Raw genomic sequence first — 20,966 nt, 5'->3', positions numbered from 1 at the left:
GAGTTTCGCCCATTCCGTAACCGGTTACGATATTGCGTACCCGGGCGGCGCCCGCCGCTCGCACTCCACGAACATTGGATACGCAATGGCGCAGTTTGACCTACCGCTCGAGGAACTCGAGCGGTACTCACCGGCCCCGGAAGAGCCCCTCGACTTTGATTCGTTCTGGGCGACAACGCTTGAGGAATCGCGCCAGCAATGGTTCGCTCCCCGATTCGAACCATTTGACGGCGGCCTGACCGAGATGCTCGTCGAGGACGTCACGTTCTCGGGCTACAACGGCGACCCCATCAAGGGGTGGATGGTGCGGCCACGGCATGCGGAGGGCCCGTTGCCTTGCGTCATCCGCTACCTCGGCTACACACAGGGACGAGGCCTCCCCCTTCAGTCGGTTGCAGTCGCGGCTGCCGGCTTCGCCCATTTCGTCATGGACAGCCGTGGGCAAGGGAACGGCGGAAATCCGGGCTCGACCCCTGATCCGTTCGGCTCGCCGCCTCGAATCCCGGGGATGGTCACATCCGGCATCGAGGATCCGTCCACCTACTACTACCGGCGGCTTTTCACCGATGCCGTCCTCGCAGTAGACGCGGTGCGCGCTCATCCTGCTGTGGACCCGTCCCGGGTCATCGTGTCAGGCGTCAGTCAGGGGGGCGGGATCACGCTCGCATCAGCGGCGCTCAGCAAAGGACTGCTCGGCGCAGCGATCGATGTGCCATTCCTCAGCCACTTCCGCCGTGCTCTGCGGATCACGGATGCGAGTCCATATAGCGAGGTCTCGCGCTTCATGCAGACGGTCCCGGGGCGGGAAGAGGATGTGTTCCGCGTGCTGTCCTACTTTGACGGGGCCAATTTCGCCCCGCGGGCCATGTCCCCCGCGTTCTTCTCCGTCGCGCTCGCTGATGTGACCTGTCCACCCTCGACGGTGTACGCGGCTTACAACCGTTACGGCGGTCCTAAGCAGATCGCCGTCTACCCGTACAACGGCCACGAGGGCGGTCAGGCGCACCAGGTCTTGGCACAGTTGAGGTTCTTCACGGAGCTCGCCGAGTGAGTCGACGAACACAGCGTGCCTGATCCCTCACGGGAGCAGGCACGCTGTGCGTACGAGCGGTCTAGGTGACAATGATCGGCTGCGTCACGGTGCTCTTGTGGCCGGATGCGTCAACCATCGTGGCCAGCAGAATATGCCGACCTGGAGTAAGCGTGGACGTATCCAGGCTGAAGCTCCGCGGTCCCGACGATGGATGCCAGGCGTAGTCAAGCCCTGCGGAATCGATCCGAAGGTTGTACGCCTGAATGTTGAGGCCGAAGAGATCAACCTGGACCGAGACGGTCCCGGTCACCGATGCCGCAGGCGCGGGCGCCAGAATGGCGAGCGACGCGCCGGGGACCCACTGAAGTCCCCCGTACTGGTACGCCCCGAGGCTCGGGGTCGGGTCGGCCGAACCGTCGGTGACGCCCGGAATCGCGACCGCTGCATTGCGAGCGGGAGATCCGTACTGGAGCCGATAGTCGCTGTTGGAAGGGTCCACGTAGAGGGGGTCCACCGTACCGGCAAGATTGTGGTCGATGGTGGCCCCCGCGCATCCGCCTCCGATTGAAGTGGTCACGCAACTCGCACCTCCGAGGTTGTTCTGGAGGACGCTGCCTGTGGCGTCGTTGGCGCCTCGGATCTGCACGCCGCCGTCGTTGTTGTAGACCTTGTTGCCCTTCGACACGCCGGTCACCGAGTTCAGCATCACCGCGCCTTGCACCAGATCCCACCCGACGTTGTTGGTCACGGTGCCGTTGGCAGTGTCGTTGTCGAGGTAGATGCCGGGACCGACGTGCGGGGAGACGCTTGCCGGCGGGTGGTACCCGTGCACCCAGTTGTGATCGATGCTGCCGCCGGTCAAGTCCGCCTTGCAGCAGAAGTAGATGGCACCTGTGTCGGTGCTGATGCGGCCGAAGTCCGAGATCTCGTTGTAGGAGACGAGATCACCCTGCATCGACGTACCGGCGACGGCAGCGAGATCGTTGATTCCTGACCGGCCGAGTCGGCTGATCGTGTTGTGGGTCACCGTCTCGTGCTGACCTACGATCTGGACTCCCGTCGCATAGCTCCCCAGATAGTCGACGTCGTGGATCACGTTGCCGGTGACCGTATTGTTCGACCCGTTGAGGGCGATTCCATTGCCGGAGCTGAATGCGATCTCGCTGTTGGAAACCGTGTTTCCGGACCCGTTGATGACCAGACCACTCGTCGTGGCCCCCGCGGTTGTCGCACCGCACTTTCCGATCGCCGGATAGTGCGAATCGGTCTGGATCTGATTCGTGTGCGAGACGTAAGAGGCGCGAACCCCATCGATGACGACGCCCGTGCTCGAAGCACCTGTCTGAATCGTCGAGCCGTGGATAGTCAGATCACTGACGTTCGTGTAGCTGACGCCACCACCGCTCGAGAAGTCGAAAGCGAGGTTCCGCGTACGCGATGACACCTGCCCCGCGACGGGCTGGCTGCCGCCTGCAGGGTAGTAGTAGACGGTCTGGGTGAGCGAGTCGTAATACCACTCGGTGGCGGCAGAGAGCTCCGAGAGCTTGCCGGACAGGTAGAACGTTGTCTGCACGGGCTTGAGGCCGATGCACAGCCCTGCGTCCGAGAGTCCGGTCAAACCGATCTGCCCGGTCGTCGAAGAAGCGACCGTGCCAGTCTGCGAGAGATACCACGTGCTCAGATGCACATTGGCGCCGTTCCAGTACCCGTTCGGCTGGGTGAGATCCGTTGCCACGACGGTCGTGTTCGTCGTTCCGGTCCCGGCCGACTTGTAGGTCCGATCCGATGGCAGCGCCGAGGGGTCGGGCCATTGCGCGTCGAAGATCATCGTGCCGTTGTCGAAAAGCTGGCGGCTGGCCCCAATGGAGTCCAGATTTGCGGATGCCTTGAACACGTGGCCTGCGTCGACCGCCGCTGCGAAACCGGAGCCGGCGAGAAATGCATCACTCGATTCGAGCGTAACGAGATCAGCAGGACTCACCGGCGACCAGCCACCGACGGGGTCGGCACCGTCGATGATCGCGACTCCTGGGCTGCTCGCGCGGTATGTGATCGGCGCGGACGCCGTACCTGAGACGGTCGGGCTGACCGTCTCGTGGTACGTCCCCGGCAGGAGGACGCACGTGTCGCCGGCAATCATCACGGCGGTGCAACGTGAGATGTGTTGGAAGGGCGTCGACGACAATGCGCCGGAAGCGGCATCGTCACCCGTTGGAGAGACGTAGTACGTCGTCGATGCGGCAGATGCCGACATCGCTGACACGACGACCGACGTGAGGGCTAGTGCTGCAACTGCTAGGCAAGCACTCAATTTCTTCATTCCGGGCACACTCCTTTGGACAGCACCGGCTGTCATCATTGACGGAAACCGTAACCGCTTACGGACGTGACTCTAGGGGAGCTGGAGGTTTGACGTCAATGCCAACTCCTGATCGATCTCCAGGAGCAGCACTGACGCCCGCTGCCACAGCAGCGGGCGTCAGTGCTCTACCTCAGAGGGTCGCCTCCAACGGGTCGAAGTCGGACTCGATCGACCCGATCGGTCCCGGTGAGCTTGCGACCTCGACGAACCGGTGTGATGCGGCGGCTTCCTCTATCGACAGCATCGTGTCAAGGACGTGGTATCCGAGATCGCCGGTCGCGACGTGCGGACGCCCCTGTCGAAGAGAGCGCGCCATGTCCAGCACCCCCACGCCACGACCCGTGAGAACGCCTTCTTGGGGCACGCGTAGCCTTTCCTGCTCAGTGGCCGAGGAGTCGGCGAGCGGACGGATGATGGTGATCTCACCACCGAACATGTTCGGATCGGGAATGACGAGCGTCCCCTCGGTGCCGTTGATCTCGACGACACCGTGACGCTTGAGCGACGAATCGGTGCTGTAGAGGCTCTGGGCCTGCCCGCCCTTCTCGAACTCCATCAGGACCGACAGAGTGGAGAGGATCTCCACGGGGAACTCTTGGCCGGCACGTTCTCCGCTATGCACACGTCGCCGTGCCGCACCCTGCAGTCCGAGTGCGGCGACTGCCGCGACTGCTCCGAAGACGTGTATGAGGGTCGAGACATAGTAGGGACCCATGTCAAGCAGGGGGCCGCCTCCCTTGGCGTACAGGAATGCAGGGTCGGGGTGCCACAACTCGGGACCCTGCCACTGGAAGGCAGTCGATGCGAACAGGGGGCGGCCGATGTCACCTCTCGCGATCGCGCGCTTCGCCGTCTGCACTCCCGGGCCGAGCACGGTATCAGGGGCGATTCCTACTCGTAGTCCGGCGACATCGGCCATCTGCAGCAGTCGCTGAGACTCCTCACGGTCGATGCCGATCGGCTTCTCACTCCAGACGTGCTTTCCTGATCCGATGATGCTCTCGGAAACCCCCACGTGCGCTGCGGGGATCGTGAGGTTGACGACGATCTCGATCGCGGGATCATTCAGGACCAGATCCACACAACCAGACCTTGGCACGCCGTACTTCGCGGCCTGTGCTCGTGCCCGTTCCTCGAACAGGTCGCCGATGGCGAGGATCTTCACATCCGGAAAGCTCGACAGGTGGGTCAGGTACTGGTCGCTGATGTTCCCGGCACCGATGATCCCGACGCCGACGGGACCGTTCATCGGGTGAGGACCTTGTCATCGACTTGGAGGCCGTCAAGGAAATTGCGACTCGTCTCCAGTGCCTCGAACAGATCCCCGCGGTAGTGATCGAACTCGACGATCGCGACCTCGAGGGCGGTCGCTGCGGCGATCGCTTCCCTCAGCGGCACGACGCCTTGACCTGCCGGCACCTGGTCCTCCGGCGGATAAGCGGAGATCGCTGCACCGTCGAGCGTGCCGTCTTTGACATGCACCGCAACGACGCGGTCGCCGAGGGCGCGTAGGAGCGTCGGCGAATCGACGCCCGCGCGGGCGACCCAGTACAGATCCACCTCGAGCACGACCCGCTCATCGAGCAGATCAGACAGGGCCTCCAGGCCGGTCCGACCCTGAAATGTGGATTCGAGTTCGTGAGCATGGTTGTGATAGCCGACCCTGATACCGCGAGCAGCGCCGATCTCCGCGGCAATGTTGAGCAATCGCGCGATGTCCGCGATCTGCTCGAGAGTCTGCCACCGGGCAGGCTCCGTGTAGGGATCGATCACCGTGGTCATCCCCAGAACGTCGGCGGCATCGAACACAGCGTCCGGCGACGGGACCGGCGAGCTCGTACCACTGCCGTCGGGGTTGACGAACGACGTGGAGGCGAGGAACGCATGCCCTGTGGGCGCCGCGATACCGTTGGCCTTCAGCGCGGAAGCGAGGGTACTGGCACGGCGGACGAAGTCATACGGCTCGGCTGCGCTGAAGCCCCTTTCTGCGAGTTCGGCCAGGGTGCCGTTGAGGTCGGCTTCGAGCGACTCTCTCACGGTGAACAGCTGTATGGACGTCTGGACCGGCATCGGTCACGCTCCTTCAATTTGTCTACTGCAACGACCTTCTCCACCGCAGAGGCGAGTGCCCTGCAATCGAGATGTCCGAGGCGGAATTCGGGGCAACGATACGGTTGAGGGCCACTCCAAGCAGGCAACAAGAGTGGGGACCGTAACCGCTTACGGACGACACTACGGTCGCCCCGGATCGCTGTCAACGTTCACCCGAGGTCTGCAGGTGACCATGCTCCAGGGCGCCTACAGGCCGGCGCTGCGGAGCCCACCAGCCAGCGCGGCCGCCAGGAGCCACCCGATCAGTGGAAGTCTCCGCCGCCTGTAGGTTCCCGGTCGAGATGGCGGAAAACGCCGGAGATTCCACGGGAGTTGGCGGTGAAATCTGGGTCAGGATTCCACGCTAGATGGCGGAATCCGACACCATCTGGGTTGCGACCACAGGACCAGTAGCGCTACCGGACTTCAGCTTCCGCTGCGTTGATCGATTCCCGGACCACAGAGAGCCACTCCGAATGCGCAATGGCTAGTCCGGCGCTACTCCTTAGCTGCCCGCCGAGCACGTCGACTCCGGTTGCTGCCGCGGGGAGCGACCCTGCTTGGGCTCGTAACGCTAGCCCCGCGAATGCGAGCACGTCCCGCCCTCGGGGCCCCCGACCATCAAGCTGATCGCCGACCACAACCTCCAGAACGACAGACGCCTTGACCTCGGAGTCGCTGGCCTGGATCAGAGCGGCCACATACCGCGACAAGTCCAGTCTGAGCGTGCGGCGATCCGCCTTCCCTGTGATGTCCACTTTGTCGAAAGGTAACCCCCACGACTCCCGCTCGTTGGCTGCGCGAATCTCCGCGATAATATGCGCTTCCTGCACAAGCTGTCCAACAATTTTCTGCGGACCGCCCGCCCCGTCCAGCTTGGACACAGAGCCCTGATGTTCCAGCAGATGAATGAGAACCCCGAACAGAATAAGCATGCCTTCGAGGTCTCGCCCCTCGTAGAGGAGAACTCGTGGGTCATCCCTCCCGCCCTCCGGCTCATCAAAGTCCGCGTCTACGATCGCTCGGATTCCGACTAGGTTCCACTTGGCTAGGGAGTCCATCGCTCGCAGCACATTGCGTTTACCGTCCGCCGGAAAAATGATCTCCTGGGGTACGTGGTCGCGCAGCAAAAGGAGGTCATCCGGCCCTTCAACAACCAAGATCGGCCCACTCTCGACCTGACGATGCTGACGAATGCGGTCCTCGATCCGGTCCAAGTCGCGTAGCGAACTACTCATCGAAGTCATCATCGTTCAGGACGTCAAGGTCATCCTCGGTGACGGGCAAGACCTGCGTATTGAGTTCCAGTTCCTCCGTCAAGTCCCATCGTCCGTTCACGATTCCGGCGGAGTGAGTGGCTAGAACAATCTGCAGATCGCTCACTGCCGCGACTCGCGTGATATCCGCGAGGAACGCGTGCTTCCACGCCGCGTGGAGCGAGATCTCAGGCTCATCAATCAGCACAAGGGAACCAGGCCTTGCAGCAAAAAGCAGAAGGGTAAACAGCGCGACAAGATGTTGCTCGCCGGACGAAAGCCGCGAAACGGGCAACCGCTGACCCGCAAGGTTGTGGAACTCAAGGCCACCACGCCTAGAGATTGATGTCTGCTTTCCAGACGGTGCAAGCTTGCTATCCAGGATGTCTCGAAGCGTCTGCAGCTTCTCATTCACTGGCACCAATGGATCCAGCCGCCTGTCCCAGTCATCGAGGAAGACACTTAGGATTCGACGAACAGTTGGCGTTGTCTTCTCAGGGAAAGGGATGGGCGCCTCACCCACCGCCAACCCATTGCGAGCCAGCGCCTCGTATCGTTGGAAGGTTTCGTCGTATCTTTCGTGGAGGGTGCTCTCCTTGATCGACAGAGTCGCAGCTTCCAATGCACGCTCCGCGAATCTGAGATCAGCGCTCTGCGACACCTGGATAGATTTGCGTCGCGCTTCCGTAATCTCATCGCTGAGCTTTTCAGTATACCCACGGATCCGGGAGGCCACCTCGGACCCAGCACGTCCTGAGGCACCACCCCAATCTCCAAGCATCCGAGAATCCGCGGCTCGAGAGTCGAGGCGCCACGTATCAATGAAGATCGGTCGCGGATCACCACAGAGCTCTGCGATCTCAGGAAAGTCCTTTAGTCGCTTGGCTAGAACGTCTGCTTCGAATCCATAACGACGCCGCAATTCGGAAGCGCCAAAAAACGTGCGGGTCCGCTCGTTCATCCATCGCCCGGCACCAATCTTGACAATTCCGGATGGAAGCGACGTTGTCGATTCGATTTCGCCGAGCCCAAAAGACAGCGTGGCTCCAAGCTGGACTTCACCTCGAGCGGCGCTGACGTCGACGCGCGGTTCGTCCCCGTCCGCCGAGCGAACGATCCGGAGCAACATTCCATCGGTGAAATCGAGGGTCACGTCGCTGTAGACCGTCTCGAGCAAGCTCTGTCCGTCCATAGATAGCGCAGCGGCTGTGAGGCGGAGAATGTGAGTCTTTCCAGCTCCGTTAGGCGCCAAGATGATCGTCGGTTCCGATTTGCGGAACGTCACCTCATGCCGCGCGTAGCCGAATAGACCTTCGACCACGACTCGACTAACTTTCCTCATCTCTACCTCCGTTGTCGGTGCGGGGATCTGATTGCCTCAAGAATTCGTACAGCATCGCCGGCAACGCCTTGCTCAGCTCCGCGAACAGGCCACTGTCGCTGAGCATGTCATCGACCAGCAGCGGGGTCTCGTCGCGCACCTCGATGACGGCCTTCGCGAACGCCTTCGGCAGTGCCGGCGATTCCGCGAACTGCTGGGGTGTGTTCACATCGGCCTGCTGCGCGAGGTCGTAGTCGACGGCGAGCTTGCCCATGATGTGGTTGACGGTCAGGTCGACGGCGCCGATCCCGTACTTGTCTCCGAACCGCTCATTGAGCTTGCCGATGATCTCCTCGAGGGCGCTGCGGTGCTTCTCGTGGATCGCCCCGGATCCGATCCCAGTGATCGGGGAAAGCCCAGGCCCCTGTTCGAGGTTGAGCTTCACCGCCTCACCGGGCGTGACCCTGTAGTCCAGAAGCTGCACCTTCGAGATATCGACCGGCTCCTCGTAAGTCGCCGTCGACAACTGCGGCAGGATCCGGCGCAGAAAGTAGTGCCTGCGCGGGAGGTCGGTGTCTTCGAGGTTCCGGGCCTGGGAGATGAAGTCGTAGAACTTCACGAACTGGCCCGCGTCCGCCTTGAACAGCTTCAGCTCGTCCTGCTCTGCCACGTCCCCATCGAGAACGGCGTTGATCCACCGCTTCGAGAACCGGTCCACCGCGGGCGCCGTCGCCGCGCTCACGGCGCTGTTCGCGTTCACCCCGCCCACCAGCGCGACGTCGAACGCCTGGTGCACTTCTGCCATCGTGTAGATCCCAGCGCTGTCGAGCTTGGTGACGAGATCGTAGATGAGGTTCGGATCGGTCGTCGCGGTGAGTGTCGCCTTGCGGTAGTAGTCCTTGAACGCGTCGAGGATATCGAGCGGCTCGTTGACGAAGTCGAGCACGAACGTCTTGTCCTTGCCCGGGTACGTGCGATTGAGCCGCGACAACGTCTGAACCGCCTGCACTCCGCCGAGGCGGCGGTCGACGTACATCGCTACGAGACGCGGCTGGTCGAACCCGGTTTGGAACTTCTCCGCGACGATCATCACGTTGTACGTCGACGGCTGGAACGCCGCCGCCAGATCCGAAGTCCACAGCCCCGGGTTCTGGGTCTTCTCCGTCAGCCCCTCACCCACGTCCTCGGGGTCATCGACCGTGCCGGAGAATGCGACCAGCGCCTTCACGCCCTCGATCCGCTGGTCGTTCAGGTACGTGTCGAGGTACTTCTTCCAGCGCACGGCTTCCTTGCGCGAACCGGTCACAACCATCGCCTTCGCCTTGCCATCCAGCAACGGCTGCACGAAAGTGCGGAAGTGCTCGACGACGATCTTCGCTTTCTGGCTGATGTTCGTCGGATGCAGCCGCACGTACTGCACGAGCGCCTTCACCGCGGTCGACTCGTCGACCTCGCCGGGGCCGTCGTAGCTTGCGCCCGGATGCTGCAGCTGCCAGGCGACCTTGTAGGGCGTGTAGTTCAGCAACACGTCCAGGATGAAGCCCTCCTCGATCGCCTGCTGCATCGAGTACAGATCGAACGGCTCCGGAACGTTTTCGCCGTCAGGCACACGGCCGAACAGCTCCAGGGTCTTCGCCTTCGGAGTCGCGGTGAACGCGAAGTAGGAGATGTTCGACGCGTTCGCAGTCACCTCCATCGCCCACTGCAGATACGCCTCCGAGTCGATCGGCGCACCCTCAGCGACCGCTTTCTGCTCCTGCGGCGACAGTACCTTGGTCAGCGCGCCCGCAGTAGATCCTGTCTGCGACGAATGCGCCTCGTCCGCGATCACCGCGAACCGGCGACCCTGCAATTCGGGCTTGGACTGGATCGTTGTGATCAGCGCCTCGAACGTCTGGATCGTGACGATCACGATCTGCTTCCCGCCCGACAGCGCCGCGGCGAGCTCTGTTGACTTCGACTCGCCACCGTCGCGGGTGATCGACTGGACAACGCCCGCGTGCTTCTCGAACTGACCGATTGCGTCCTGCAGCTGCTTGTCCAGAACCGTCCGGTCGGTGACGACCACGACCGTGTCGAACACCTTCTCGTTCTGCTCGTCGTGCAGATTCGAGAGGCGATGTGCGAGCCATGCTATCGAGTTCGTCTTGCCGGATCCGGCAGAGTGCTGCACCAGGTAGCGGTGCCCGGCGCCCTCGGTCCGCGCCGCGGCGACCAGCCGGTTCACGGCCCGCCACTGGTGATAGCGCGGGAACAGCACCTTCTCTGTGCGGGTCTTCTTGCCGGTGTCGGGATCCACGTCGACCTCGACCTGCAGGTGCACGAACGAGCCGAGCACCTGGAGCCAGGTGTCGCGCTGCAGGATCTCCTCCCAGAAGTACGACGACGCGGAGCCCGCGGGGTTCGGCGGATTCCCTGCGCCGTCGTCATTGCCCCGGTTGAACGGGAGGAAGCGCGTAGCGGCACCATCGAGTTTCGTCGTCATCCGCACTTCGTTGTTCGAGACCACGAAGTGCACGAGCGACCGCTTCGCGAACGCGAACAGCGACTCGCCTGCAGGGTTCCGATCGAACCGGTATTGGTTGACCGCGTTGCTGATCGGCTGCGTGAAGTCGGTCTTCAGCTCCACGGTCGCGACGGGTATCCCGTTCACGAACAGCACCAGATCCAGCGCCTTGCTCGGGTTCTTCGCCGAATAGTGCACCTGACGCATCACCCGCACCCGCATCTTCGCGTAGTCGGCGAGAGTCTCGGGGTTATTTGAGGTTGCTGGGCGGAACTGGGCCATCCGGAACTTCACCGCACCACCGTGCAGCGGCACCATCGAGAAACCCTCGTGAAGGATCCGGATCGTCCCGCCGTTCTTCATCGGGTCGTTGTCGAGCGACTTGGCGAGACGGGCGAGAATGCTCTGCCTCGCTGCTTCGCGCTGCGCCTCGGTGTCGCCGGGGCGGACAACCCTCGTGCTCTCGATCGGTTGCGTCGCGGCGAGCCACTCGAGCACGTCCTCTGGGAACAGCGCGAGGTCGCGTTCATAGCCGGCGTCGGTCGGCGAGTAGAGCCAGCCGTTTGCCGCCAGGTGCTGTGCAATCTCGTTCTCGAACACGGACTCCAAGTGAGCGCCATAAGTCCCCGCAGTGCCGGTCATGCTGCGTCTCCCACATCGACCTTGCCCGTCACCGCTGCTGATATCAGCGCGACGCGGCGTTCACGGGCCAGCTCGATAGTGCGTTGCGCCACTCCGATCGCGTCATCAATCCTGGCGACGACTTGAGCGACTTCGTCGGCGATCCTCATCTGATCAGCAAGAGGCGGATAGGGGATGGGTGTCTCGCCAAGCGTTCCGAGGTTGAGCCTCCGGAACGTCGCACCGAGAATCTGGTAGTCCCAGAAATCATCCGCGATCCGCGAACTCAGAACCCAAACGAGATAGTTCGCATCAATCTTTCCGGGCACCGTTGCCACCCGGACCGTGTCTTGCGTGAGATTAGCGCCTGAAAGGTCATCAGAAATCAGTCCGACGCGGCCGAATGCTGGACCAATCGACACGACGATATCGCCGCCCGTGAGGACTGAGCGTCCATACGCGGACGCAATTTCGTGGGTCGTCCGCCGAAGCGAGCTCAGATCCGGCGACTCGCCCTCGCCAGGCAAGTCCGACGGCCCGATGTAGGGGACCCCATCTTCGACTGGGGCACCGCACTGCAGAATCCCGTAGGTAAGGGGGCGAGTTGGTTGCACCAGCCGCTTGAGCGGAATCGTGTCATGCAAACCAATTGCCTCCACCATGGAAGAAACCCGGCGCTCGGTGAGGAGGGCGATGAGTTGCTCATTCTTCGCGATGAACGCGTCGATCTGTGCCGTCTCCCGATCTAGATAGTCCGCGATCGCCCGCTGCTGGGTGGACGGGGGCACAAGGAGCGGGGTCGCGGCGAACTGCATGGGATCGAGGTCCCACTGATTCGGCCTAATTCCAGACGAAATGGCGGCCATGTGGGCCGCATACTCACTACTACGGAGCAGGTAGTGGCCGAAGCGCGGATCGATGTGCCCGGTCGCCTTAAAGACGAAGTAGGCAGGACTGACAATCCCGTCATAAGCGGAGATCCCCAGCGATCCCTGCCAGGCCTTCATCTTGTTCACGACGAGGTCCCCCGCCGACACACGCTGGTATTTTGACATGTCTTCGGACGGCTTATTGTAGTTGTCATCGCGGCTCGACTTCGGGATCACTCCATAGTCACGGTAGACAGAGAGCAATTCTTCGGTGCCATCACCGAGGGTCTTAGCTCGACGAAACTCACTCCGCAGGGGGCGGATGTCCCACGTGTCCGGCACTCCGTCGGACCACGGACCTCTAATCACCGCTCCACCTCGACGAGCATCACCCGGAGCTCATACATGACGGCCTCAAGGTCGCGGTCGATCTCCTCAAGCGGACGCGGCGGGACGTACTGGTAAAAGTGCCGGGTGAACGGGATCTCAGCACCTCCCTTGGTTTTGTCGCGGTCAACCCATGCATCCGGCGCATAAGGCAGCACTTCCCGGCGCACGTAGTCGTCGACGTCTTCATCCCACGGGACGTTCTCCGTGTCGCGGAGCGAGGGGTCTGGGAGCGGCTTGCCCTTCGAGTCCGTCGCCAACGTGCCGCCTTCGTCAGATGTTGCGAACGCCTTCCCCAACGCCGTGAGAGCGGCTTTGGGCATCTCGATCCGGTAACGCTCGGCTTGCTCGGTAACCCGGGCCCGGAACTGCTGTTCGGTCTGGTCCACCCAGTCGCCCGCGAGGCTGTCCAACACGAGGTCCAGCTCCGCGAGGGTGCGGCCGAAGGGCTTAAGCGCGCGCTTGCGTGCCGTCTCGAAGGCGTCCGCGCTGGGCCGCCAGACCTGCTTCAGCGGACGCTCGACAGTGATGGTGCGGTAGAGGAAGTCTTCTTTGCGGAAGATCTTCGAGTGCTCGCTCTCCTCGTACTCGGAGTACAGACCGACGAGGGTCTCGATGTCCTTGTCGGAGAGTTCGTTGCGCTTGGATCCCAGACCCTTGCGGAGCTTCACGAACATGTCGCGGCCGTCGATGAGCTGAACGCGGCCTTTACGCTCATCGGGCTTGCGATTGCTGAGCACCCAGATGTAGGTGGAGATGCCGGTGTTGTAGAACATGTCCTTCGGCAGCCCGATGATCGCCTCAACGAGATCACTATCAAGCAACCACTTGCGGATGTTCGACTCGCCGCCGCCGGCGCCGCCGGAGAACAGCGGCGACCCGTTGAGCACGATCGCCATGCGTGATCCGCCGTCTTCGGGCTTGCGCATCTTGGAGACCAGGTGCAACAGGAACAGCATGGCGCCGTCGCTGACTGCGGGCGTTCCAGGTCCGAAGCGGCCGTTGAATCCGAGGCTCAGTTGTTCGGCGTCGACGTAGCTGCGCTGGTCTTTCCAGTCGACTCCGAACGGCGGGTTGGAGAGTCCGTAGTCGAATCGCTTGTCCTCGAACGCGTCCTCAGTGAGCGTGTCGCCGAGAGCGATGTTCTCCACGCCCTGGCCCTTGATGACCATGTCGGCCTTACAGATCGCGTAAGACGCGTCGTTGTAGTCCTGCCCGTACAGGTTCAGCTGGATCCCCGGGTTCATCCGGTGCAGGAACTCGTCGGCCACCGACAGCATCCCGCCGGTGCCGGCGGTCGGATCGTAGATCGAGCGAACCACCCCCGACTTGGAGAGGGCCTCGTCGTCGAGTGCGAAGATGAGCTGGACCATCAGCGCGATCACCTCGCGCGGTGTGTAGTGGTCACCCGCTGTCTCGTTCGAGCGCTCGTTCGCCCACCGGATCAGCTCCTCGAAGATGAGGCCCATATCGATGTTGCTGACGACATCAGGGTGGAAGTCCGCCTGCGCGAACTTCTCCGTCACCGCGAACAGCTTGTTCTTCTCCGCAAGCTTGTTGAGCGTCTTATCGAACTCGAACCTCTCGAAGATGTCCCGCACGTTCTCGGAGAACCCGGCAAGGTATGCCGACAGGTTCGCGCGCAGGTCCTGCGGATCCGCGACGAGCTTCGCGAAATCGAACGGGCTCGTGTTGTAGAACTGGTGCCCCGACGCTTCCGCCAGACGCAGCTCCCGCAGCACATCCGGCAGCGACTCCGTTGCCTTGGCGACATTCAGCACGTTCGGCTTGGTCTCCGCGAGCACCGCATCCAGTCGGCGCAGCACCGTGAACGGCAACACCACCAAGCCGTACTCGGCAGGCTTGAACGGGCCGCGCAGAGACTCGGCGATGTTCCAGATGAAGTTGACGTGATTGACCAACGGCGCGCACTCCTGACAGCTCAACGAGGCCGATGGCGCCTCGTACACCTATCCTGGCCCACTGTCGGCGCACGATCACGCGATGAGGGACGCGGTGATACCGCGTCGACGGCGCTTCCTCACCAGAGACAGTCAAGTGCGATCGCGCGGCGTCACACGAGAGTGACGTTGTCCTGGTACTCGAAGTGCGTCTTGACATGCTCGGTAACGTCGACGTTCTGCAGCTTGTCGGACTCCGGGCGGAATCCTCCCAGGCCAGCAGCAGCCTCTCCGACCTGCGCGGCCGTGTAGACGTACCTCAGGACGTTGTCATCGGCCGAGTGGTAGCCGTAGACCGCGTCCTCGACAGCGGCGGTCAGACGCCCCCAGTCGCTCTTCGCGCCTACGGCGGTGCCGAGGAGATGCGCGGACTGGATGCGGGGCCCATCCGGCTTGGAACCCAGGGTTTCGGCTGCCACGACCATCGCTCGAGCTCCGAGGCTGTGTCCGATGAGCACATACGAGTCGGCTGTGGTGCGCGCGAGCAAGTCGCCGAGGATCACGCCCGTCTTGTCGGCGCGGTTCTTGGCAACGTGCCACGGGTTCTTCGCAAGGTCAGCTGCGACCATCGCCGGCCCGATGACGTTCCCGAGAAGCTTGGCGGCGGCCCGGTTGGCAACGGCCGCCGCCCCCCTCAAGACAAGGGCACCTCCTGCCGTTCCTACCACGTTGGCTCCGAGCACACCGAAGTCACGGAGTTCTTTTGCACCCCAGTGAACGCGATAGACAGGCGAGTCCGGGTATCGCTCGTCAACGATCGTTTTCCAACCTCCCCACTTTTCACCCTTCCCGTCAGTGAGGAACCCGTTGGCCACAACGACAGGTACGCCGCCCTTACCCGGGCGGAGCAGTTCGATGCGGAACGAGCGGTCTTCGCCGAGGTACGCGTTCGCGACTGACGCGCCAAGCGTTCCACCTACCGCCGCACCGACGGCCGCGACAACTGCAGTTCCGCCGGCCATGCCCAAGCCGCCCGCGGCGAGGCTCCCGCCGCCAAGCAGCGCGAGGCCGTGTGCCGTCGCGGCTGCGCCGGAGTATCCACCAAACAACCCGAGGCCGCCGATCGCCCCTCCGATGGCGGGCGCGGCGAGGAAGCCGAGCGGGATTGCGATCCCGACCGCCACAGCGCTGCCCACCGCGATCTTGACACCCATGTTGAGATTGGGCTTCTCGTACTCGAGGTATTCCTCGTAGTCGTGAAGCTCGCCGAAAGGGCCCTGCGCCTTCTCAAAGCCGGAGATATCGTGCCTGTGCTCGGCGCAGAATTGCGGGACGTTGATGGCACCGCGTTCACGTACGGCCATGTTGGCGCAGCCGATCGCGACGCAAGGGAGAGTCGCGGATCCGCACGATTGGCACACGTAGACCGGCAACTGGCCGGCCGGACGGTTCGATTTCCGATGCTCCGACTTGGTGAAACAGGACGAGCACCATCCCGTCTGAATGTCCAGAAGCGAGACATCGTCAGCGACGTCCGCAATCCACTGCGCGATCTTCGCGTAGGCGTCTGCCTGACGCTGTGCAATGCGGCGGCCCTTCTCCAGCACCTTCAAGGCAGCCTTCTGCTCCTCGGGGTCCGCCAGGCTCAGCGCGTCCGCGTTCGAAGTCGCTCGGGCCGCGTACCATGCCTTCGCGTAAGCCCACATGTTACTGCGGAGGGCAGAATTGCTCCTCAGACCTTCAGCAGCCTCGCCGACCTCGCTCTCGTCAAGAGTCGGAGTCAGATCCGCGAAGTCCCCCACCAGGGCGAGCTTCGCACCCTGATCTGAGACGACTTCAACGCGAAGTCGTGTCCCATCGATGACATGGGCGTGGAGCGATCCGGGCATGGCTAGATCGTGCCACAACGGTTACCGCTGCGCTTACCAGGTCCCAACGCCCAAAAAAGGGATCCAAAGGGTCCTCAATCAGTGGAAGTCGCCGCCGCCGCCACCCTGGAAGTCGCTGGCCATGTCCGTGAAGCGGGAGAAGTGGCCCTGGAAGGCGACCTGGATCGTGGCGGTGGGGCCGTTACGGTGCTTGGCGACGATGAGGTCGGCCTCGCCGGGGCGCACGTCCTTGTCGTAGACGGAGTCGCGGTGCAGCAAGATCACCATGTCGGCGTCCTGCTCGATCGAGCCCGACTCGCGGAGGTCGCTGATCGCGGGCTTCTTGTCCTGGCGCTGCTCGGAACCACGGTTCAGCTGCGAGAGCGCGATCACGGGCACCTGCAGCTCCTTCGCGAGGAGCTTCAGCGCGCGGGAGAACTCGGAGACCTCCTGCTGACGCGACTCGACCTTCTTGCCGCTCGTCATCAGCTGCAGATAGTCGATGACGACCATCCTCAGCCCGACGCGCTGCTTGAGCCGGCGGCATTTCGCACGGATCTCGACGAGCGTCATGTTCGGGCTGTCGTCGATGTAGAGCGGGGCATCGTTGATGCGCCCGCGGGTCGAGGCGACGGTCGTCCAGTCGCGCTGGTCGAGCATGCCTTTGCGGAGGTTCTGCAGGGGCACGGCGCCCTCGGCGCTGAGCAGACGCATGGCGATCTCCGCCTTGCCCATCTCGAGCGAGAAGAAGATGGACGGCTGGTTGTGCCCGATCGAGGCCGCCCGGGCGAAGTCCAGCGCGAGCGTCGACTTGCCCATCGCGGGTCGGGCGGCGACGACGATCATCTGGCCGCCGTGCAGGCCGTTCGTGAGCTCGTCGAGCTCACGGAACCCGGTCGGCACGCCCGTCATGGATCCGTCGCGACCGCTCGCGGCCTCCATCTCCTCGACGGCGGCATCGACCGCGACGGTGAGCGGAACGTAGTCCTCGGCGGTCTCGGTGCCGGTGACGGAGTAGATCTCGGCCTGGGCGCTGTTGACGAGGTCGGTGGCGTCGCCCTGACCGTCGTACCCCATCTGCACGATGCGGGTGCCGGCGTCGACGAGCTTGCGCAGGATCGCGCGCTCCGACACGATCCCGGCGTAGAAGCCGGCGTTCGCGGCGGTCGGCACGATCGAGGTCAGCGAGTGCAGGTAGTCGGCCCCGCCGGCCCGCGACAGGTTGCCGGTCTTGATGAGCTCGTCGGTGACGGCGATGACGTCGGTGGGCTCGCCGTGCGAGTACAGGGAGAGCACCGCGTCGAAGATCAGCTCGTGCTTGGGGATGTAGAAATCGGCCCCGCGCAGCGACTCGATCACGTCGGCGACGGCATCCTTCGACAGCAGCATGCCGCCGAGGGTGCTCTGCTCGGCCATGAGGTCGTGCGGCGGGGTCCGCTCGGGGCCGCGGCCTGAACCGAGCCGCTCCTCCGCGATGTCCGCGATCGACACGCGCGCCCCCTTCTTCTCCACCGACTGCCGAGCACATCCCGGTCAGATCCGCGCTCCGGGCGGGATGATCCCCCGCCGCACAAAGCACATCACCAAGGTCCGACATCGGGATGCTCGATAACGCTAGAAGCACCCCTCTCCCCACGCAAGAGTGCCTGTGGATAACTCTGTGGAGAGTCTGCGGGAAACTCTGGAGTGTCTGTGCAGAACACCTGGGGATAACTGTGGGGAAGGTCTCGATCTCTGACTAATTATTCGATCAGGACCTGCACTTTTCTTGTTCCCCAGCCTGTGGATGGAATCCTGCTTCAACTCCGTGTTTAAGGTTCACGCCGCAGATCGTCGGATGTGTACAACTTGGGGACAACACCCACGCGCGCACCTGTTTGTCAAGTCGGCCATTCGGCGGGTGTGGCGTCGCGCATCCGAGCACGCGGAATCGGCGGACGTGCTCAATGGGGTCATCGCATGGACGCCGGCAGGCCGGTCATCCACGCGGTGAGAATGCAGACGAAGGCGACCACCAGGCCGACGATGACCAAGACCGCCTTCGCCTCCGAGCGGGCGCGGCCACCTCGGCCGAGCACGAGGACGAACGCGACCCAGACGGCGAGCGCGGCGATGCCTACTCCTGCGAGAGTGTTGCCGAGGTTGAAGCTGGAGATCTCCGCGTCGGTGGGGCCGTACACCGGCAACTCGCCGCCCAGTGCGGCAAGCGGCCGAGCCCCGATGACGGTTATCGCCACAGGGATCAGCCAGGTGAGCACTCCGGCTATCCACCACCACCGGGCAGTGGGCGTCCGGGTCTCGTCCATCGGTTGCTTGGACATGGGGTCTCCTCTGGTTCGAGTCCGGGAGCCGAAGGATCGTGGTCCCCCACGCCTCGACAGTAGCGCGCGTTCGCGAGGCCTCGCGCGAGGATCGCAAACCCCCTGGACGCGCGCCGTCGTCGGGCGTACAGTCAGCGCCAGCGACGTCGTCCTCGCAACGTTTCTGGGGCTCTGGAGGAGGTAACCGTGGACGTGACCGCTTCGACCGGTCACCGGCTCCGTGTCGGTCTGCTCTCCGGTGCCTGCCTCGCACTGGGCTGGGCCGCGCTCTCCGTGCTCCTCGGGTCGTCACCGGCCCACGCGGACGACACGGGCGGGCCGCTCGATGGCGCCGGCGGGCTGCTGGGCACCGCGTCCTCCGCGGTGTCGTCCACCGTCAACGGCACGGTGAGCGCCGTCGCCGCCACCGTGGACGCAGTCGTCGCACCCGTGCAGAGCGCTGTCCAGGCCGCCGCCCCCGCGGCGTCCGATGGCGGCCCGGCCGTACCGGGAGTCGTGCAGGATGCGGGGTCGTCCCTCGTGGATGCGGTCGCCTCCGCTCCGGCGGATCAGGTCGCGGCCGTGGTGACGGATCTCGGAAGCGCGGTCTCGACCGCCGTTCCGGATGCGCTCGCCCCCGTGTCGTCGGCTCTCGCATCGTCGCCCGTCTCATCGCTCACCGCCCCGGTGGTCGCGACCCTCACGTCCGTTCCCGTCGTGAGCGACGTGACCGCGGAGCTCGGCGTCCCCGCTCTGGTCGACCGGGTCAGCGGTGCCGTCGACCGCGTCACCGGATCCCTCGCTCCTGTGCTGGGCGGCCTGAGCCCGGCGCTCCCGCCCGGTGTTCCGCCGACGGAGACCGGCGGCGCGTCGGCTCCCGTCGTGTCGGGAACGGATCCGCTCGCACCCGCGTCGACCGCGCCCCTGCCGACTGCGGTCGCGATCGCGGGGTCTGCGGCCGGGCCACCGGTGCGGACCATCGATGGATCCTCCGGCGCGCTCCGCGACATCCTGCGCGCGGCCGGCCCTCCGCACTCCGTGCCACCGCCCCCGTCCGCGCCGACATCTCCGAGCGCGCCCGATCCGTGGGCGACGCCCGTGGGAACGGGAACCTCGTCATCCTCCGCCGGGGCCGGCGGGGGTTCGACGGGGTGGTTCGCCACGTTCTCGGCCGCCCCGGCCTTCACCCCTGAGCTCTCCGTGCCGGCGGGCGGCACTGCCGACGATGCCCTGCCGGCATCTCCGGTGTTCGCCACCGACGTCTCCCCCGACTGAGTCGATCCGGGCTGCCCTCCGCGGCAGCAGCAGACGCGCGATCCCGCGCGTTCCCCAACGATTCGAAGTCAGGAGAAGCATCATGCGCACTTTCGTGAAGCATGCCCTCTGGGGCACGCTCATCGCCGGCGGGATCACCCTGCTCGGCGCAACGGCCGCGAACGCGGCCGACAACACCTCAGGAGACGACGGGATCGGATCCGGCACACAAGTCGTCGCGCCGATCACGGCTCCCATCACCGTGATCGGCAATGCGATCTCAGTCCTCGGGGTCTCCACAGCGAGCGGCCCGGCAACACCCGCCGCGTCCGCGCCCGCGCCCGCACCAGCCACGACATCCGGTGACGACAGCGTCGGATCGGGCACGCAGGCGGTCGTCCCCGTGGACATCCCGATCACCGTGGCCGACAACGCCATCAGCGTGCTCGGGGAATCCGACAGCAGGGCCGCGGCACCCGCCGCTGCTCCCGCTGCCGCAACGCCTTCGGCACCGGCCGCGACCACGAGCGGCAACGACGGGATCCTCTCCGGCACCCAGGCGCTGGTCTCTGTGAACGTACCGATCACGGTCACGGGCAACGCCGTCAGCGTGCTCGGCGACAGCACCGCCACCACCACGGCGCCGGCCGGCGGCTCTGCTCCCGCATCCGGTGGCAGTGCTCCGGCGGGCACCGGTCCGCGGACCAGCAGCGACGACTCGATCCTGGGCGGCACCCAGATCGTCGCCCCGGTCACCGCGCCCGTCACCGCCCTCGGCAATGCCATCGCGGTCCTCGGCCGCAGCACCGCCACCTCCACGGGATCCGCTCCCATGACGGGCGGCAGTGCTCCGGCGGGCACCGGTCCGCGGACCAGCGGCGACGACTCGATCCTGGGCGGCACCCAGATCGTCGCACCGGTCACCGCGCCCGTCACCGCCCTCGGCAATGCCATCGCGGTCCTCGGCCGCAGCACCGCCACCTCCACGGGATCCAGCCCCATGACCGGCGGCTCCGGCGGTGGTTCCGGCCCGACGACGTCAGGAATCGGGTCGCTCCTCGGCGGCACGCAGCTCGTACTGCCGGTGACGGCCCCGATCACGATCGGCGGCAACGCGATCGCGGTGGGCGGCACCAGCACCACGACAACGCCCGGAACCCCGGGCAACCCCGGAACCCCCGGCAACCCCGGAACCTG

14 protein-coding genes are annotated in these 20,966 nt (G+C 64.4%); 3 read left to right on the top strand and 11 right to left on the bottom strand.

Going from position 1 to position 20,966, the window contains the following annotated elements; genetic code table 11:
- Positions 1-85: 85 nt before the first annotated feature.
- On the top strand, positions 86-1,051 hold the full coding sequence (locus tag RS86_RS02665) for an acetylxylan esterase (RefSeq protein ID WP_045270668.1): 966 nt from the start codon (positions 86-88) through the stop codon (positions 1,049-1,051).
- Between the two features lie 61 nt (positions 1,052-1,112).
- Here RS86_RS02665 and RS86_RS02660 read toward each other — a convergent pair whose 3' ends face one another.
- The 11 genes from RS86_RS02660 to RS86_RS02610 all read right to left on the bottom strand — a co-directional run bounded on the left by RS86_RS02660 (position 1,113) and on the right by RS86_RS02610 (position 18,536).
- The gene (locus RS86_RS02660; protein WP_152642046.1) at positions 1,113-3,353 is read right to left on the bottom strand and encodes a right-handed parallel beta-helix repeat-containing protein; all 2,241 of its coding nucleotides are present in this window, start codon (positions 3,351-3,353) and stop codon (positions 1,113-1,115) included.
- 172 nt (positions 3,354-3,525) lie between these two features.
- A complete protein-coding gene (locus RS86_RS02655; protein ID WP_045270667.1) occupies positions 3,526-4,644 on the bottom strand; it encodes a Gfo/Idh/MocA family protein in 1,119 nt (372 codons plus the stop codon).
- Entirely contained in the window at positions 4,641-5,465 is an 825-nt protein-coding gene (locus RS86_RS02650; protein WP_045270666.1) for a sugar phosphate isomerase/epimerase family protein, read from the bottom strand. Before RS86_RS02650 ends, RS86_RS02655 begins: the two co-directional genes overlap by 4 nt.
- Positions 5,466-5,902: 437 nt before the next feature.
- Positions 5,903-6,703 carry a hypothetical protein gene (locus tag RS86_RS02645; RefSeq protein WP_152642045.1) on the bottom strand — a complete coding sequence of 267 codons (801 nt, stop codon included), beginning with the start codon at positions 6,701-6,703 and terminating at the stop codon, positions 5,903-5,905.
- A 13-nt stretch (positions 6,704-6,716) separates the two neighbouring features.
- Positions 6,717-8,084, bottom strand: coding sequence for an AAA family ATPase (locus tag RS86_RS20700; RefSeq protein WP_200892734.1), 1,368 nt, complete (start codon positions 8,082-8,084; stop codon positions 6,717-6,719).
- Entirely contained in the window at positions 8,071-11,211 is a 3,141-nt protein-coding gene (locus RS86_RS02635; RefSeq protein ID WP_045270664.1) for a type I restriction endonuclease subunit R, read from the bottom strand. The genes RS86_RS20700 and RS86_RS02635 overlap by 14 nt, the downstream gene beginning before the upstream one ends.
- A complete protein-coding gene (locus RS86_RS02630; RefSeq protein ID WP_052680024.1) occupies positions 11,208-12,296 on the bottom strand; it encodes a restriction endonuclease subunit S in 1,089 nt (362 codons plus the stop codon). Before RS86_RS02630 ends, RS86_RS02635 begins: the two co-directional genes overlap by 4 nt.
- A 128-nt stretch (positions 12,297-12,424) precedes the next feature.
- The gene (locus RS86_RS02625) at positions 12,425-14,368 is read right to left on the bottom strand and encodes a type I restriction-modification system subunit M (protein WP_045270663.1); all 1,944 of its coding nucleotides are present in this window, start codon (positions 14,366-14,368) and stop codon (positions 12,425-12,427) included.
- 152 nt (positions 14,369-14,520) lie between these two features.
- Positions 14,521-16,236: a DUF726 domain-containing protein gene (locus RS86_RS02620; protein ID WP_082076514.1), complete on the bottom strand. Its 1,716-nt coding sequence runs from the start codon at positions 16,234-16,236 to the stop codon at positions 14,521-14,523.
- Positions 16,237-16,314: 78 nt separating this feature from the next.
- Positions 16,315-17,706, bottom strand: coding sequence for a replicative DNA helicase (gene dnaB / locus RS86_RS02615; RefSeq protein ID WP_045270716.1), 1,392 nt, complete (start codon positions 17,704-17,706; stop codon positions 16,315-16,317).
- Positions 17,707-18,167: 461 nt separating this feature from the next.
- Positions 18,168-18,536, bottom strand: a complete 369-nt coding sequence (locus RS86_RS02610) for a hypothetical protein (protein ID WP_152642044.1) — start codon at positions 18,534-18,536, stop codon at positions 18,168-18,170.
- A 186-nt stretch (positions 18,537-18,722) separates the two neighbouring features.
- Here RS86_RS02610 and RS86_RS02605 point away from each other — a divergent pair, with 186 nt between their 5' ends.
- Positions 18,723-19,790 (top strand): hypothetical protein, encoded by a 1,068-nt coding sequence (locus RS86_RS02605; protein ID WP_045270661.1) that lies wholly within the window; start codon positions 18,723-18,725, stop codon positions 19,788-19,790.
- An 82-nt stretch (positions 19,791-19,872) separates the two neighbouring features.
- On the top strand, positions 19,873-20,966 hold a 1,094-nt coding region (locus RS86_RS02600), incomplete at its 3' end, for a chaplin family protein (protein ID WP_045270660.1).

The organism is Microbacterium azadirachtae (assembly GCF_000956505.1).
In the GTDB taxonomy this organism is placed as follows: domain Bacteria; phylum Actinomycetota; class Actinomycetes; order Actinomycetales; family Microbacteriaceae; genus Microbacterium; species Microbacterium azadirachtae_A.
This window is presented reverse-complemented; position numbering and strand designations above follow the sequence as displayed.

Bases quoted from the DNA above. Each gene is read 5' to 3' on its own strand.
- RS86_RS02665 (WP_045270668.1), top strand. From the start codon at position 86: ATGGCGCAGTTTGACCTACCGCTCGAGGAACTCGAGCGGTACTCACCG.
- RS86_RS02660 (WP_152642046.1), bottom strand. From the start codon at position 3,353: ATGAAGAAATTGAGTGCTTGCCTAGCAGTTGCAGCACTAGCCCTCACG.
- RS86_RS02655 (WP_045270667.1), bottom strand. From the start codon at position 4,644: ATGAACGGTCCCGTCGGCGTCGGGATCATCGGTGCCGGGAACATCAGC.
- RS86_RS02650 (WP_045270666.1), bottom strand. From the start codon at position 5,465: ATGCCGGTCCAGACGTCCATACAGCTGTTCACCGTGAGAGAGTCGCTC.
- RS86_RS20700 (WP_200892734.1), bottom strand. From the start codon at position 8,084: ATGAGGAAAGTTAGTCGAGTCGTGGTCGAAGGTCTATTCGGCTACGCG.
- RS86_RS02635 (WP_045270664.1), bottom strand. From the start codon at position 11,211: ATGACCGGCACTGCGGGGACTTATGGCGCTCACTTGGAGTCCGTGTTC.
- RS86_RS02620 (WP_082076514.1), bottom strand. From the start codon at position 16,236: ATGCCCGGATCGCTCCACGCCCATGTCATCGATGGGACACGACTTCGC.
- RS86_RS02610 (WP_152642044.1), bottom strand. From the start codon at position 18,536: ATGTCCAAGCAACCGATGGACGAGACCCGGACGCCCACTGCCCGGTGG.